Here is a 16,034-nt window from a genome sequence, read left to right as displayed (position 1 = left end):
TCCTAACGCGAATTCCGGATGGTGACGATCTGTGGGCCGCTCAGGTGGCAGCGCTTGCCGTGCCCGTCGTCGACCCTCAGTTCGGGCCGCTGGCTGGCGCACACGCCGTCACCGACGAGTTCGGCGTACTGGCACCGCGCGCTGAAGATGCAGCCTTTGGGCAGGTCAAGGAGCGACGGCGGCTGGCCGGGTATGGGGTTCAGCTGGCCGGCGGCGCTGTTCAGCGTGGGCATGGAGTTGAGCAGGCCCAAGGTGTACGGGTGCTGGGTGTCGTAGAAGATGTTGTCCACCGGCCCGGATTCGACGCATTGCCCGCCGTACATGACCAGCACGTCGTCGCAGACTTCGGCCACCACGCCAAGGTCATGCGTGATGAGGATGAGGGCCGAGTTGGTTTCCTCCTGGAGTTCTGACATGAGGTCCAGGATCTGCGCCTGAACGGTCACGTCCAAAGCGGTGGTGGGCTCGTCGGCGATCAGCAGCTCGGGTTCGCAGATCAACGCCATCGCGATCATGGCACGCTGGCGCATGCCGCCGGAGAAGTGGTGTGGGTACTCGTCGTAGCGCTGCTCCGGGCTGGGGATACCCACCCTTCCCAGCATGTCGACGGCGGCCGCCCGGGCTTGCTTCTTGCTCGCCTTGTTGTGGACGAGGTACGCCTCGGCGATCTGGTGTCCCACCGTGTAAAAGGGGTGCAAGGCTGAGAGCGGATCCTGGAAGATCATGCCCATGTTGCGGCCGCGGAGTTGGCGCATTGCCGACTCGGGCAGTGTTACCAGATCCTTGCCTTGGAACACGGCCTGGCCGGTGACCTGGGCGGACGTGCCTTTGAGCAGGCCCATCAGTGCCTGGCTGGTGACGGATTTTCCGGAGCCGGATTCGCCCACGATACCCAGGGTCTGGCCGCGATCCAGGGCGAAATCCATGCCGTTCACGGCGGAGACAACGCCGTCATCCGTCGGGAACTTCACTGTGAGGCCGCGGACTTCAAGGAAAGCAGCGGTTGCTGTGCTTCCGGCAGTAGCGCTCGCGGTGTTGGTCTGCAGCTGGGTCATTGGAGCCTCACTCGGGGATCGATGGCGGCGTAGGCGAGGTCCACGGCGACGTTCGCAACGATGACGAAGAACGCGGCCAGCATGGTGATGGCCATGGTGACTGGAAGGTCGCCGGAGATGGCGGCGTGCACTGCCGTGAAGCCCAGGCCCGGGACGGAGAAGATCTGCTCGGTGAGGACCGCGCCGCCGAGCAGCAGGCCGATGTCCATTCCGAGCATGGTGACAACCGGGGTGATGCCCGCACGGACGCCGTGCTTGAACGTGACCGTCCGGGGTGCCAGGCCTTTCGCACGTGCGGTCCTGATGAAGTCCTCGCCAAAGGTTTCAATCATGTTGGTTCGGGTGACACGGATATAGGAGGCGCTGAAAAGCACCGCCAAGGCGATCCATGGCAACAGGTAGTTGGCCACCCAGGCTCCCGGGCCCTGTGGTCCGAAGGGGCTATTGATTTCGTTGGTGGTGAACGGCAGAAGATGCAGCTGGTTGACGAACAGGAGCAGCAGGAACAAGCCGGTGACCGGGATGGGAAGTGAGACGCCCACCGAAGCCGCACCCACGATGAACTTGTCCACCGGCGTTCCTTTGCGAAGGGCGGCCAGCAGCCCCAGCCCGACGCCGGTGATGGTCCACAGGACCAGTGCGCCGATGGCCATGGAGAAGGTGTAGGGGAGCGAGCGGCCGATGATGTCGGCAACGTTCTCATTGGTTTGGAACGACTTGCCGAGGCAGGGCCATTCACAGAGCGTCTGGGCTCCCGGAGCGCCGATCATGCGCGAGGAGAAGAATCCCCGGATGTAGTCGATGTACTGCACCAGGAAGGGCTGGTCCATGCCCAGCGCTACACGGGCCTCCGCCACGCGTTCGGGAGTGCACTCCTGACCGCAGGCGGCGGCAGCGGGATCGGACGGACCAAGCTGGAAGAGCGTGAAAGTAATGAAACTGACCGCGGCGAGAAGCAGGACCAGCGATCCGGTTCGGCGAAGAATGAAAGTCATCATGGTGGTGGTTGCGGGCCGCCCGCCGGGGCAGGCGGCCCGCTTCTCCTTCTGGACTATGCCCGAATAGTTTTCGAAGCCCGGTTATTGCTCGACGCCGACGATCGAGAGGTCGATGCCGCCGAAGAAGTAGCCCACCTGGGCATTGCGGACGTTGGAACCCACCACGCTGTTGGTGTGGCTGCGGATGAGCGGGACGATCGGGTAGGTCTTCAAGGCTGAGCCGAAGGCTTCGGACCACTTCTTGCCGAGTTCCTCCGAGGTTCCGTCCGTGTTGCGCAAATCGAACATGGCCTTGGAGACTACGGGGTCGAAGTAACGGGAGGTGTTGGAGAAGCCGTAGCTGGTGCCGTCGTTGTTCGGTCCCAGCAGGGGATCAGCGGACGTGCGGATCGATGCCGGGTCAGCGCCACCGCACCAGCCGGAGCGGCCCATGTCCGGGAGCTGTTCGCTGGCGAGGATCGAGTAGTAGTTCGGGGCAGGAATCGGAACCAGCTCCACCTCGATGCCCAAGGCTTTGAGGTTTTGCTGGACCACGGTGCCCGTGTTCTTGAAGGCGTCCCTGTTGTTGGCGTAGCCGTACGTCAGGGTCTTGGGGTAGTCCTTGCCTTCCAGGAGCTTCTTGGCTTCCTCGAGCTTGGGCTTGCCTGCGGGGTCCAGCTCCAGCTCCGTTTCCACGTAGCCGCGCATCTTGGAGTTCAGTGGGCTCTGGGTGATCTCGCCGAAGCGGCGTCCGCCGTACTGCACCAGGATGGACTGGCGATCCAGGGCCAAGGCGATCGCCTTGCGGACATCCGGGTCAGTGATCTTCTGCGTGTTCAGGCTCAGGACGTCGTTGCAGCCCAGCAGGCCGGACGCTACGCGATCCTTCACCTTGGCGTCGGCAAGCTTGGCGGAGTCGGAAGTTTGCAGGGCGCCATTGGAGTCGAGCGTGATGGCGTTGGGGTCCGAGTCGGCAAGCAACTGCTGGCTGATGGTGGCTTGCGAGGTGGACAGAGAGAAGCTGAAGGTGTCCGGCAGGGCGGAGCGGTTGGGGTCGGTGGCGGGATCCCAATGCGGGTTGCGGACCAACTTGAGGGACTTCCCGCGGTTGTAGGACTCCACCATGTAGGGACCCGAGGAGACGGGGTGGTTGGTGTAATCCAGCTTGGTGTCCTTGGCTTTGGGGACCGGCGCCGTGTTGGAGCGGGACGCCAACGCAGGGAACTCCGCGAAGGGCTTCTTCAGGTGGAAAACCACCGTGCGCTCATCGGGCGTTTCAACGGCCTGAAGCACAGCGGCAGGATCCTTGTACGGCCCCTTGTACCCGCCGGCGTCGAGCGCTGCATTTAGTTCCTGCGGCGCCTGGGTGAAGACGTCCTGCGCGAAAGTACGCTCCACGCCGTACTTGATGTCGGCAGAGGTGATGGGTGTGCCGTCCTCGAACTTCACGCCGTCCTTGAGGGTGAACGTCCAGCTGAGGCCGTCATCGGAGACCTTGCCCGTGTCCGTTGCGAGGTCCGGGACCACTGTGGGAGGCTGGCCGGCGGTTTCCTTGGCCATGGTCAGTGTGCGGTAGTACAGCTGGCCGACATTGGCCGTCTGGACGTAATTGCTGTTCCCGGGATCGAGGGTCTGGAAGTCCGAAGACATCAGGACGTTGATGTTTCCGCCCTTGGAGTTGAAGCCGGACTTGACCACGTTGGGGGCAAGCTCGGTGACCGACTCGGCAGGCTTGGAAGTGCTGGGCTGGTTCTGGCCTGCGCCGCAGCCGGTGGCTGCCATGGCGATCAACACGGAAAGAGCCAGGGCTCTTGCGGGGGTTTTCATGATGCTCCTTGTGAGGGGTGGAGGGCGATGCGGGGAATGGTGCGGAAATTGTCACCGGGAGGACTTGGGATCCAGCGCATCCCGGACGGCGTCGCCCAGGAGGTTGAAGGCCAGCACGGTGATGATGAGCATGAGGCCGGGGACAGCCAGGAACCACGGGTCGCTGAGGTACCAGTTGCCGGACTGGGCAGCGTTGAGCATCTGGCCCCACGACGGTGTGGGGTCCTTGACGCCGACGCCAAGGAAGGACAACGCTGCTTCCGCTGAGATGTTGGTGGGGATCAGCATGGTGGCATACACCAGGACGACGCCCATGACGTTGGGGATGATCTGCCGGAACAGGACGCTGAGGTGCGAGGCGCCGAAGGACCGGGCCGCTTCAACGAATTCGCGCTCGCGGAGGCTCAGCACCTGGCCGCGGACGATGCGTGCGAGGTAGGCCCAGCCGAAGAAGCCCAGGATGATCACCAGCGAGGCCATGGGCAGGAAGCTGCCCTCACCCAGCGGGGTATCCCGGAGCCTTGACTGCAGGATCGGCGTCAGGGAGAGCACCAGGAGGAGGTGCGGGAACGCGAGGAACAGGTCCATGATCCGGCTGATGATGGCATCGGTCTTGCCACCGAAGTAGCCGGCGGCTGCGCCGAGTACCGTCCCGAGGACCACGGAGACTGCTGTGGAAAGCAGGGCAATGGTGAGGGAAACCTGGCCGCCATGGGCGAGCCGCGCGAAGAGATCCCGCCCCAGTCCGGGCTCTACCCCCAACCAGTGCTGCGCCGAGGGGTACATGTAGCCGGGGAGGGGCAGCCCGGGTGTTTGGAAGTCGTCCAGAACCTCGGGGCTGGTGTTGGACGTGTAGGGGTCGTTGCCGGACATGGCGCTGAGCACTGGGGCCAGGATGGCGAACAGCAGGATGGCCACCACGACACACAGGCTGAGGAGCGCCACCTTGCTGCGCCGGATCCTCATCCACGCGGTGGCGAGCAGAGAGCGCGCCTCAGCCGGCGCGGCCACTTTGTTCTCAGACGTCATTGCCGAAGGGGGCGGGGGGCTGCCGGTGTTTGGTTCGACGGACTGTAACTGGGTCAACGGTTCTGCTCGTTTCATGATCAGGAGCTGGCTCCGGAATTCTTGTATACCAAAATAGATTAGAGCAGGATTGATGCGATGTAAATCACAAATAATGTACTGTTTGGAATACCAGAGAGTAATATGAGCTGTCCCTGCGGACAGGAAACAGGAGTCGCCGTGCCCACCAAGGTCACCGCCCGCTACGTGCTGGGCCATCACGACGGACACCACGTGCTGCTGGAAAACGCGTGCGTTGTCTACAGCGGCCACACCATCGACTACGTGGGCCACCAGTACGAAGGTCCGGTGGACGAGGAACGTCACGTGGGCGACGCCGTACTGATGCCGGGCCTGATCGACCTCGATGCCCTCACCGACATTGACCACCTCATTTTGGACAGCTGGGCCGGCGCTGAGCAGGCCAAAGGCCACCAATGGTCCGAGGACTACTTCCGGAACCGCCGCGCAGACGTCTTCACCGCCGAGGAACGCCAGCAGATCCGTGAGTACGCCCTGATCCAACTTGTCCTGCATGGCATCACCACCTACATGCCCATCGCCTCCGAGGTGCACTCCGAATGGGCAGAACCCTTCGAGGAACTGGTGGGCATGGCGGAGACCAGTCGGCGGCTGGGCCTGCGCGGCTACCTCGGCCCGGCCTACCGCTCAGGCGTGAACGTCGTGTTGCAGGACGGCGAGCGTTCGGTGATGTTCGACGACGGCCGCGGCCGTGAGGGGCTGGCCGACGCCTTGCGCTTCATTGACCATGCGACGGACCTCGACGATCCCCTGATCAGCGGCGTCCTGCTCCCGTGCCGGATCGAGACGCTGGACATCGAGCTGCTCAAAGCCACCGCAGCAGCCTCCAACGAGCGGGACGTGCTGGTACGCCTGCACTCGTTGCAGGGACTCGTGGAGCGGCAGCTCATCCTGGACTGGCACGGCGTGACACCCCTGGAACTCCTGGACCAGGTGGGCCTCCTCAACGAGCGGCTCCTGATTCCCCATGCCACCTACACGGACAGGAACCCTGCCGTGCATGGCGAGGACCGCGGCGACCTCGCGCGGTTGGCGGACAGCGGCGCCAGCATCATCCACTGCCCCCTGACCTCCATGCGCTACGGCAGCACACTGGATTCCTTTACCGCGTACAAGAATGCGGGCATCAACATTTCCTTGGGCACGGACTCGTTCCCGCCGGACCTCATCCGGGGCATCGATGCTGGAGTGCAGCTCGCCAAGATCCTCGCCGGGACCAACGACGCCGGTGATGTTGCCGGATACTTCGACGCCGCTACGCTGGGCGGTGCCCAGGCTTTGAGGCGCCCAGACCTCGGCCGGCTTGAGCCAGGCGCCCAGGCCGACCTGGTGGCGTTCTCCTTGGGAGACTTCCGCGACGGCGTCCGCGAGGACCCGCTGCGGACCCTGCTTCTGAACGGATCAGCGCGCCAAACGGTGCTGTCCGTCGTGGCGGGCCGGACCATCATGGCCGAGGGCGTGATCGACGGCGTCGACCTCGGATATTGGCGGTCCAAGGGCCAGGAATTGTTCGACAAGATGCGTCGCGCCTACAGTGCCCGTGACATCAAGAACCGTCCTGCCGATGAGCTGTTTCCTCCCGTGTATGCTCGGTTGGAACGCTGACCGGCGCCTCCCGGCGATGGGAGCGCACGCAGGGATGAAGGGAAGTTCCACAGTGGCTGAGGCAGTGCCGGAGACCGGGAATGGCCGCGATGACGAGGCCCGCGCGGACAACGTCTACCAACTGGTGTTGGAGGGCATAGTCACGGGCAAGTACGCCCAAGGCATGCGGCTGCGTGAACGGGAACTTTCCGAGGTTTACAACGTCTCCCGCATCCCCGTCCGGGAAGCCATCCAGAGGCTGGAGCAGGACGGCTTCGTGGCCACCTTCCCGCGGCGCGGTGCCGTGGTGAGGCAACTGACATTGACCGATGTCAACGAACTCTTCGACGTCCGGCTCTGCTTGGAGACCTTCGCCGCAAGGATGGCCGCCACCCGTGTGGCCGAAGGGAGCGACGGCGGCAGGCTGGCGGAACTCATGGAGGCCTCCAAGGCTGCCATCGATGACGAACGCACTGAGGATGTCGCCCTGATCAGCGCCGAACTTCACGCCGAAATCGTGCGCCTTTCCGGCAACAGGCTGTTGATCGAATCCGTCAAGCCGCTGTTCGGGCGGATGCGCTGGATCTTCGGACTGGCCCACAACCGCAGCAACGAACTCCAGCGCGACGAGCATACGGAATTGTGCAACGCGATCCTGAAGGGCCGTCCGGACCTTGCCTACTCGCTGGCGTACTCACACATCGAGCTGGGCCGCGAGCCCGTGCTGAACGGGCTCGCGGAAACCCTGGAACCCTGAGTTTTTGTCCAGCTAACGCCCTTTAGGAGCCGTCTAAGGGGCGTTAGCTGTACAAAGACTCCATTAATCGTCCGCGTCCGGGTACTCGTCCTCGTCGTCGTACCGGCCGGATTCCTCCACCTCCACCTCAAGGATCTTCAGCAGCTCGGTGTCCGGGTTCAGCATGATGGCGGCCTCGTCACGGCGGTGCTGCAGCACGGTGTCCAGGTAGGACTGCACCGTCTCCGCCAATGGGACGTACCTGTCCTGCTTCTGGCTCATGTACCAGCGGTGTTCCAGGACTTCGTGCACCACTTCCGCCGGCTCCAGTTTCCCGGCCAAGTGACGCGGGATGGAACGCACGATTGGCTCGAAGATCTGGCTGACCCAGATGTGCGCGCTGATTTCCTCGTCCAGGTCCGGGTTGTTGTCTGCCCGGAACTGGTCCATGTCGTTGAGGAGCCTGCGGGCCTGGTTCTCCTGGGCGTCCAGGCCGGTCAGGCGCAGCAATCGCCGCTGGTGGTGGCCGGCGTCCACCACCTTGGGCTGGAGCTGGATGGTGGAGCCGTCCGCCGTGGTCTTGATGGCGTATTCCTCCACGTCGAACCCGAGCTCGTTGAGGCGGCGGATGCGGGCACCCACGCGCCAGCGTTCACCGAGTTCGAAGGATTCCTTCTCCGTGAGCTCAGTCCACAGCCTGCGGTAGCTGTCCATGATCAGCTCACTGGTGGCTACGGGATCCACCTTTTCCTCGATGAGCCCGCCGTCCAGAAGGTCCATCAGCTCGCCGGCGATGTTCACCCGGGCGATCTCGAGGTCGTATTCGCGCTGCCCCATGGACAGGTCCGGGTAGAGCTCGCCGGTTTCGGCGTCCACCAAGTAGGCGGCGAAGGCGCCGGCGTCACGGCGGAACAGGGTGTTGGACAGCGAGACATCGCCCCAGTAGAAGCCGATGAGGTGCAAGCGGACCAAGAGCAGCGCCTGCGCGTCAATGAGGCGCGTCAGGGTGTCCTTGCGGAGCATTTGCGAGAACAACGCCCGGTACGGCATGGAGAACTTCAGGTGCCGTGTGACCAGTACCGGGTTGAGCGGCCTGCCGTCCGCCGTGGTGCGTCCCGTAATGACAGCCACAGGTTCCACGCAGGGAACGTCCAGCCGTGCCAGCTTCCGCAGCATGTGATACTCGTGGCGTGCAACGTGCTCGGACGTTTCCTTGATGGCGATGACCGAACCGCCAAGGTGGGCGAAGCGCACGATGTGCCGGGAGATACCGCGGGGGAGCGCGGCAAGGTTTTCAGCCGGCCAGTCCTCCAAGGCGATGTGCCATGGCAGATCCAGCAACTCCGGATCCGCCGCAGCTGCGGTGATGTTCAGGGAACCGATGACGCTGGCGGGCGGCGTGGTGTCCTGTGCACTCGCAGCTTCAGTCCTGGGGAGCTTGCCGATCTGCCCGTAGTCGGTAGGTTCGTCGTGCCACTGGGCTTCGTTTTGCTCGCTCATGCCTCAATTGTTCCGTACTTGGACTCGCTACCGGCTATCGGGTCTGGAAAGGGATACTCCGGCTTCGCGGACCACTCGACGTCGGGGGCTTTCTGGAACACGACACCTTGCTGGGCGAGCCGCTCGCCCAGGGCGCCCAGCCGACGTCGGAAGTCACCGGCGTTGCGGACCTCCTGGCCGGACCAAGCGACTTCAGCCAGCGAAACGGCCCTGGGGTACAGGAGCCACTGGGCCTGCTGGTTGTTGCGGACAGTTTCGGTCCACAGGGGGCCTTCGACGCCGAGGATCTGCTGGTCCTGCAGCCCGCCTTGGGCAGGGTCCCAGTTGTAGTACTCGGACCAGGTGAAAGGCCCGCCTTCCACCCATTCGAGGCCGACAGGGCTGTCCGAGGCATACTTCTGGTCCAGGTAGGTGTTGGCCGCGGGGGACATCATCACCCGTGATCCGCTCTGTTCAGCCTGCCGCACGGTGGGCTCGAAATCGCCGTGCCAGTACTGGATGACGCTACCTTCCGGAAGCTCGACGGCGGCGAACTCGTTCCAGCCCACCACGGATTTGCCGGTCTCGGCGCCGATCCTCACGAACCGCTGCACCATGGCCACGTAGTCATCGTGTCCCGTGACATGGGCCTCGTCGCCACCGATGTGGAGATACGGGCCGTCAGTGATGGCAGCGAGCTGGCTGAGGACTTCACGGACGAACTCGTACGTGGCGGGCAGCTCCACGCTCAAGGTTGACCATCCCACCTCCGAGGTGGTGCTCATGGGCTTGGCCAGGCCATCGGGATTGAGCTGCGGGATGGCGGCGAGGGCGGCGTTGACGTGGCCCGGAAGATCGATTTCCGGGATGACCAGCACGTTCTTGGTGGCGGCGTAGGCCTGGATGTCCCTGAAATCCTGCTGCGTGTAGAAGCCGGAGTTGCCGCGCGGAGGTACCGCGGTGGGCACCTCCACCGCGCCCTGGCCGCCCACTTCGGTCAGTTTGGCGTAGGGCAACCCGGAAGGGTTCTCTGCGGGCTCGTGTATTTCGATGCGCCACGCTTGGTCGTCCGTAAGGTGCAGGTGCAAGGCGTTGAACTTGAACTGGGTCATCACATCGATCTGCTCCTTCACCTCCTCCACCGTGAAGAAGCTGCGGGCGACGTCCAACATGAGGCCGCGGTACGCAAAGCGCGGAGCATCCGCAATCTCGACGGCGGGAATCACCCAAGTGCCGGCGTCACGGTTCTCGGCGGCGCCGGCTTCCTCGATCGCTGCGGGGAAAAGCTGCCGGAGCGTCTGCACACCGTTAAACAGTCCTGCCGGGGTGGAGGCGGTAAGCCGGATTTCATCCTCGGCGACGGTCAGTGTGTAAGCCTCACGGCCGCCGTCGAACGATTCCACCAACTCCAGGGAGATGTCTCCGGGCCGGTGTTCTTCGACCAGCGGCAGGGCAAAGCCGGTGGCAGTTCGGAGCAGCGCGGCCAACTGCTCGGCTACCTGAGCGGCGGCGTGGCCGGCCGCGATCCTGGCGCCGGGGGAGAGGAGGAAGGCCGGCCCGTCCCCGGGCGCGACGTGCGAAGGACGGGGGATCAGGTTATCTGTGGTGTTCATGCCGATCTTTCTGAGAGAAAGGTTAACGCGAGAGCGGCCCGACCGGGAGAGGTCGGGCCGCTATCTAAATGCGGAACGTACAGACGCCGTAGCGCCGGGTGCCGGTGGGGACTAGTCGCCCAGGCGCAGGCCGGTCTTGGTGTCGAACAGGTGCACGTGGCCGGACTGCGGACGAACGAAGATGGACTCGCCCTTCATCGGGGGGCGACGACCGTCGACGCGTGCAACGATGTCGTGGCTCTTGCCATCGAGGATGGTGTGGCCGTAGACGTAAGCGTCGGCGCCGAGTTCTTCCACCACGTCAACCTCAACCTGGAGGCCTTCGCCGTTGCCGACAGTCTCGAGGTCTTCCGGACGGGAACCGACGGTGACGGTCTGGCCGTGGGCCTCTTCGAGGACGTCGCGCGGCACGGGGTAAACCGTTCCGCCGAACTGGACGCCGCCGTCGACGACGGGGAGTTCCAGGAGGTTCATGGCCGGGGAGCCGATGAAGCCTGCGACGAAGACGTTCTGCGGGCGGTCGTAGAGGTTGCGCGGGGTATCAACCTGCTGGAGCAGGCCGTCCTTCAGGACTGCCACGCGGTCACCCATGGTCATGGCCTCGACCTGGTCGTGCGTCACGTAAACCGTGGTGACGCCGAGGCGGCGGGTCAGGGATGCGATCTGCGTACGGGTCTGGACGCGAAGCTTGGCATCAAGGTTGGAGAGGGGCTCATCCATGAGGAAGACCTGGGGGTTACGGACGATTGCGCGGCCCATGGCAACACGCTGACGCTGACCACCGGAGAGTGCCTTCGGCTTGCGGTCCAGGTATGCCTCAAGGTCAAGAAGCTTGGCGGCTTCGCGAACACGCTCGGCGCGCTCTTCCTTGGAAACGCCAGCGATCTTGAGAGCGAAGCCCATGTTGTCCGCAACGGTCATGTGCGGGTAGAGGGCGTAGTTCTGGAAGACCATTGCGATGTCGCGGTCCTTCGGCGGAACGTCCGTGACGTCGCGGTCACCGATCAGGATGCGGCCTGCGTTGACGTCCTCAAGGCCTGCGAGCATGCGCAGCGATGTGGACTTACCGCAACCGGAAGGTCCAACGAGGACCAGGAATTCGCCATCGGCGATGTCGATGTTGAGCTTATCGACGGCGGGCTTATCTGTGCCCGGGTACAGACGCGTAGCGTTATCAAAAGTAACTGTAGCCACAGTTATCAATCCCTTCACCGGCAGGTACGTGCCGGACGATCCGTTGTGAATGGTTCATTTTCTTCAGTTGAACTCCCCGGCCAATGGCCGGGGAGGATCGTGTGACGTCGCACGGTACTGTGCGTCACATCACATCCAAGAGTATGTCAGACTTTTGGACCTACTACCTAAATGTTACGAACGTCACACGTGTGACTGCTCACGCATCAGGCCTCAGCGGTGACCCGGCGCCGTTCCCGCAGCAATGCTTCCAACAGCTCAGCCACGTGCACGGGAGCCTCCACGCGGTACTGCGCCTGCGTGAAGTCCAAACCCACCTTGATGCCGACGTCGTCGCCCATCAGCCTGCCCAAGGCGTCCTCATCAGTAACGTCGTCACCAGCGAAAAGGATGGCAGTGGCACCCGTGGCCTGTCGAAGGAACTCCACCGCCTCCCCCTTGGAAGCGTGGACCACTGACGTCTCCAACACGCGCTTGCCCGTCTTCAGGTAGACGCCGGGATGCTCGCGCAGCACGCGCAGGGCAGCCTCGACGGCGTCTTCCGCAACGTCGTCGTCGGCCATCCTGGTGTGGAGAACGACGCCGGCGGGCTTGTCTTCGAGCAACGTCCCGGGAGCGATGTTCACGATCTCCATGAGGACCTCGCGGACTGCGGCCAGCTTCGCGCGCTGCTCATCGTCCAGTTCCAGGCCCAGGGACCCTTCACCGAGCCACACCTCGGCCCCGTGGCTGCCGATCAGCAGCGTGGTGGCCGGAGGTGAGGCGACCAGCCGCAGGCTGTCCAGTGCCCGGCCTGAAATGAGTGCCGTCGTCGTGCGTGGCAGTTCGGCAAGAGCCTCCAACGCCGCGGCCGAGCGCGGAAGAGGGCGCGCATCTTCAGCGCGATCAACGATGGGGGAGAGCGTTCCGTCGAAATCGAGGGCCACCAGGAGCTGTTCAGTGCTGGAAATGCGCCGGACGGCCTCCAGCAATTCCGGCGAGAGGGACAGATTCTCAGCTGTCATCGCGCACCACCTTTTCCTCCAGTGCGGCCAGGAACTCGGCGGACCAATGATCAACGTCGTGGTCCAGGATCTGCTTGCGCATCAGCTTCATGCGGCGGCGTGCTTCCTTGGGGGAAAGGTTGATGGCGCGCAGGATCGTGGACTTGAGACCGTCGATATCGTGCGGGTTGATCAGCAGGGCCTGCTTGAGTTGATCGGCTGCGCCGGCGAATTCACTGAGGACCAGCGCGCCGTCGTCTTCTGAACGGGCCGTGACGTATTCCTTGGCCACCAGGTTCATGCCGTCGCGCAGCGCCGTCACCAACATGACGTCCGCCGCGAGATACATGGCCACCATTTCTTCCACCGGGTAGCTGTGGTGCAGGTAGCGTACGGCCGTGTTCTGGATGGTGTCGTACGTGCCGTTGATGTGGCCTACGGTGCCCTCGATTTCCTCGCGCAACAGCCTGTACTGCTCCACGCGCTCCCGGCTGGGGCTGGCCACCTGGATGAGGGTAGCGTCCTCCACCTTGATGTGGCCGTCCGCCAGGAGTTCCTCAAAAGCCTTAAGCCTGTGCCGGATGCCTTTGGTGTAGTCCAGCCGGTCCACGCCCAGGAGGATGGTCTTGGGGTTGCCCAGGTCCTTGCGGATCTGCTGGGCCCGCTCAATGATGTCCGGCCTGGCGGCGAGCTCGCGGATCTGGTCCACATCGATGGAGATGGGGAAAGCCTGCGCCCTGGCGATATGGGTCACTTCCCCGTCCGGGCCCTTCACATGAACCTGCTGCTGCTTCACGCTGGCGCCCAGGAAGCGGCGGGCGGAGCGCATGAAGTTGCCGGCGTCGCTGGGGCGCTGGAAGCCCAGCAGGTCAGCGCCAAGCAGGCCGTCGATGATTTCGCGGCGCCACGGCAGCTGGGCAAAGATCTCCGGCGGCGGGAAGGGAATGTGGTTGAAGAAGCCGATCTTGAGGTCCGGCCGGGCTTCCCGCAGCAAACGCGGAACCAGCTGGAGTTGGTAGTCCTGCACCCACACAGTGGCGTCCTGGGCGGCGTGCCGGGCTACGGCGTCAGCGAACTTCTTGTTGACCTTGCGGTACGAATCCCACCAAGTCCTGTGGAACTCCGGCGGTGCAATGACATCGTGATACAGCGGCCAAATGGTCGCGTTGGAGAAGCCCTCGTAGAAGAGTTCAACGTCGTCGCTGCTCAACTGCACGGGGATGAGGTCCATGCCTTCATGGCTGAAGGGGCGCACGGTCTCGTCCGGAGCGCCATGCCAACCTACCCACGCGCCGTCGGACTTTGTCATCATCGGCGCGAGCGCCGTAACCAAGCCGCCGGGCGAACGCCGCCACCCGTCGTTGCCGTGGCCGTTGTCTTCGCTGATGCGGTCCACGGGCAACCTGTTGGAGACCACCATGAAGTCGAACTTGGTTGCCGTGGGCCTCTTGACGGGAGAAGCCCGAACGCCTTCTTCGGTCTTGAGTTTTTCGCTTGCCAAATCCTGCATTAATGCTCCCTGGGGTTGCTGTGACTCAACTCCCAGCCTACCGGCGGAATCTTCACGGGCAGTTGATCGTTCAACAACCGGCAGGAAGGGTGTGCGGTGGAGCTCCAAGTTGGCTCCCGTAAACTGTCCCCGTTGCCCTAGCTATGCACTACGACGTCGAGTAACCCGAGGAACTGATGAGCCCCGCAAACGAATCCCGCCTGTCCAAGGCTGAACGCACCGCACAGGCGCGGGAAAAAGCGCGCGCAATCCGCGAAGAACAGTTGAAGAAGGACAAGCGCAACAAGCTTCTGGTCGGCTGGGGCATTGTGGTTGCCATCGTCGTCATCATCGCTGTGGTGGCGTTCGTCGTTGTTGGCAATGTCCAGAACAACGCCCCCATTGCCGACCAAGGCCCCACTCCGGCCAACGGTAACGTGCATGGCGGCGTGACGTTGCTGGCAAACACCGAAGTTGTTAAGTCCGAGCCAGCTACCGTCAACGTCGCTGATGTCCCTGCACCTCCGGCCACCAAGCCGGCCACCGTGACGGTTCCCGGCGGCGAGGCCGAAGCCGGCAAGCCGGTCAAGGTCATCGCTTACATCGACTTCATCTGCCCGGTGTGCAAGCGGTTCGAGACCACCTACGGAGAGTCTCTGACCAACCTCCGGAACGAAGGAAAAATCTCCCTCGAGTACCGGCCGCTTGGCTTCCTGGACCAGCAGTCCTCCACCAACTATTCTTCCCGCGCAGCCAACGCAGCTGCTTGCGTGGTGAACTCCTCCCCTGAGAAGTACGCCGAATTCTTCAACCTGCTCTTTGAGCGCCAGCCCGCTGAAGGCGGCGCCGGTATCTCCGACAAGGACCTGAAGGCGATGGCCACCGAAATCGGGGCCGCGAACATCGACTCGTGTGTCGACAGCAAGCAGTTCCGTCCGTGGGTGAAGGTCGCCACGCAGGAAGCTGCCGCAATCGGCATCACGGGCACCCCCACCATCTTCATCGATGGCAAGCAGTGGGACGGCACCACCGACCTGAACGCTGATATCCAGACTGCGATCGACGCCAAGGGCTAAGCCCTAAAGCACGACGGCGGCCGGTCACCCTTTGACTCATGGGTGGCCGGCCGCTGTTGTACTTGCGGCTGGTACTGTGGGCGAATTTCCGTGACGGGGAGGGTCTGGGCTACCCTTATCTAGCGCTGATTTGCGCGACGCGCCGTGTTACCGGCGCATGCCTCCTTAGCTCAGTTGGCCAGAGCACCGCTCTTGTAAAGCGGGGGTCGTCGGTTCGAATCCGACAGGGGGCTCCACAAACCCCTCCATTCCGGCGATTTTGCCCGGGGATGGAGGGGTTTTTGTGTCTGAAATGCGGGGCACTCCACGTCGACAACACGCTTTCAAGAAGCCAGACGACACCAGCGGCCGGTTTCTCAAGAACCCGAGACCCTGCTGGCCAGTATGCTCTCGCTATGATTTCCATTCAAGCCGTCGACGCCGGCGATTACCCCGCACTCCTGGCCCTGTGGCGCCGCTCGGTCGAGGCCACCCATGCTTTCCTGACAGCAGCTGATGTCGACGAGATCGAGCGGGACGTAGCCGCTTACCTGCCGCAGATGCCGGATCTCAGGGTCGCCGTTGAGGGCGGGACGCTCGTAGGGTTCATCGCTGTCTCGGGGGCCACTGTCGAAATGTTGTTCGTTGACTCTGACGCGCAAGGGCGCGGAATCGGGTCTGCGCTGTTGCAAGCGGCAGCAGCCGGGCATGATGCTGTGCGGGTCGATGTGAACGAACAGAACGCCTCCGGACGGGCGTTCTACGCCGCGCGGGGGTTCTCCGAAGTGGGCCGCTCCGAAGTTGACGGCGAGGGCCGCCCCTTCCCCATCCTGCACCTGCAGTTGCTGGTACCGGAACTACCGGCAAGTCCGGCCTAAAAGTTTCTCGCTTTTCCGCGTCACGATCTGGCCGGAGCAGCCACTGTTCCTTTAGGA

General features: G+C 63.5%; 13 protein-coding genes and 1 tRNA gene. 5 read left to right on the top strand and 9 right to left on the bottom strand.

Annotated features, from left to right (window positions below; all coding sequences use genetic code 11):
• Positions 1–2: 2 nt before the first annotated feature.
• The 4 genes from ACR30Z_RS21665 to ACR30Z_RS21650 all read right to left on the bottom strand — a co-directional run bounded on the left by ACR30Z_RS21665 (position 3) and on the right by ACR30Z_RS21650 (position 4,888).
• Positions 3–1,055: an ABC transporter ATP-binding protein gene (locus ACR30Z_RS21665; protein WP_434374570.1), complete on the bottom strand. Its 1,053-nt coding sequence runs from the start codon at positions 1,053–1,055 to the stop codon at positions 3–5.
• A complete protein-coding gene (locus tag ACR30Z_RS21660; RefSeq protein ID WP_144652484.1) occupies positions 1,052–2,053 on the bottom strand; it encodes an ABC transporter permease in 1,002 nt (333 codons plus the stop codon). Before ACR30Z_RS21660 ends, ACR30Z_RS21665 begins: the two co-directional genes overlap by 4 nt.
• 81 nt (positions 2,054–2,134) lie before the next feature.
• On the bottom strand, positions 2,135–3,859 hold the full coding sequence (locus ACR30Z_RS21655; protein ID WP_434374569.1) for an ABC transporter substrate-binding protein: 1,725 nt from the start codon (positions 3,857–3,859) through the stop codon (positions 2,135–2,137).
• A gap of 51 nt (positions 3,860–3,910) precedes the next feature.
• Entirely contained in the window at positions 3,911–4,888 is a 978-nt protein-coding gene (locus ACR30Z_RS21650) for an ABC transporter permease (RefSeq protein WP_434374568.1), read from the bottom strand.
• A gap of 216 nt (positions 4,889–5,104) precedes the next feature.
• On the opposite strand from ACR30Z_RS21650, the gene ACR30Z_RS21645 reads away from it, so the two are divergent.
• On the top strand, positions 5,105–6,571 hold the full coding sequence (locus tag ACR30Z_RS21645) for a chlorohydrolase family protein (RefSeq protein WP_434374567.1): 1,467 nt from the start codon (positions 5,105–5,107) through the stop codon (positions 6,569–6,571).
• A gap of 52 nt (positions 6,572–6,623) precedes the next feature.
• The gene (locus tag ACR30Z_RS21640; RefSeq protein WP_244296843.1) at positions 6,624–7,307 is read left to right on the top strand and encodes a GntR family transcriptional regulator; all 684 of its coding nucleotides are present in this window, start codon (positions 6,624–6,626) and stop codon (positions 7,305–7,307) included.
• A 63-nt stretch (positions 7,308–7,370) separates the two neighbouring features.
• Here ACR30Z_RS21640 and ACR30Z_RS21635 read toward each other — a convergent pair whose 3' ends face one another.
• From ACR30Z_RS21635 to ACR30Z_RS21615, 5 genes are all read right to left on the bottom strand, one after another.
• Positions 7,371–8,786, bottom strand: a complete 1,416-nt coding sequence (locus tag ACR30Z_RS21635) for a DUF4032 domain-containing protein (RefSeq protein ID WP_144652488.1) — start codon at positions 8,784–8,786, stop codon at positions 7,371–7,373.
• Complete coding sequence (locus ACR30Z_RS21630; RefSeq protein WP_434374566.1) at positions 8,783–10,378, bottom strand: beta-N-acetylhexosaminidase; 1,596 nt, start codon at positions 10,376–10,378, stop codon at positions 8,783–8,785. Before ACR30Z_RS21630 ends, ACR30Z_RS21635 begins: the two co-directional genes overlap by 4 nt.
• A 111-nt stretch (positions 10,379–10,489) precedes the next feature.
• Positions 10,490–11,572 carry an ABC transporter ATP-binding protein gene (locus ACR30Z_RS21625; RefSeq protein ID WP_062070492.1) on the bottom strand — a complete coding sequence of 361 codons (1,083 nt, stop codon included), beginning with the start codon at positions 11,570–11,572 and terminating at the stop codon, positions 10,490–10,492.
• A gap of 206 nt (positions 11,573–11,778) precedes the next feature.
• Entirely contained in the window at positions 11,779–12,576 is a 798-nt protein-coding gene (gene otsB / locus ACR30Z_RS21620) for a trehalose-phosphatase (protein ID WP_144652490.1), read from the bottom strand.
• Positions 12,566–14,065, bottom strand: a complete 1,500-nt coding sequence (locus ACR30Z_RS21615; RefSeq protein ID WP_434374565.1) for an alpha,alpha-trehalose-phosphate synthase (UDP-forming) — start codon at positions 14,063–14,065, stop codon at positions 12,566–12,568. Before ACR30Z_RS21615 ends, otsB begins: the two co-directional genes overlap by 11 nt.
• 176 nt (positions 14,066–14,241) lie before the next feature.
• On the opposite strand from ACR30Z_RS21615, the gene ACR30Z_RS21610 reads away from it, so the two are divergent.
• From ACR30Z_RS21610 to ACR30Z_RS21600, 3 genes are all read left to right on the top strand, one after another.
• Complete coding sequence (locus ACR30Z_RS21610) at positions 14,242–15,120, top strand: DsbA family protein (protein WP_144652492.1); 879 nt, start codon at positions 14,242–14,244, stop codon at positions 15,118–15,120.
• Positions 15,121–15,279: 159 nt separating this feature from the next.
• Positions 15,280–15,356, top strand: a tRNA-Thr gene (locus ACR30Z_RS21605).
• A gap of 159 nt (positions 15,357–15,515) precedes the next feature.
• Positions 15,516–15,977 carry a GNAT family N-acetyltransferase gene (locus ACR30Z_RS21600; RefSeq protein WP_434374564.1) on the top strand — a complete coding sequence of 154 codons (462 nt, stop codon included), beginning with the start codon at positions 15,516–15,518 and terminating at the stop codon, positions 15,975–15,977.
• The last annotated feature ends 57 nt before the right edge of the window (positions 15,978–16,034 follow it).

The organism is Paenarthrobacter sp. FR1 (assembly GCF_051106045.1).
Taxonomy (GTDB): Bacteria; Actinomycetota; Actinomycetes; order Actinomycetales; family Micrococcaceae; genus Arthrobacter; species Arthrobacter nitroguajacolicus_A.
The sequence above is the reverse complement of the archived record's forward strand: the minus strand, read 5'-3'. Positions and strand labels throughout refer to the sequence as shown.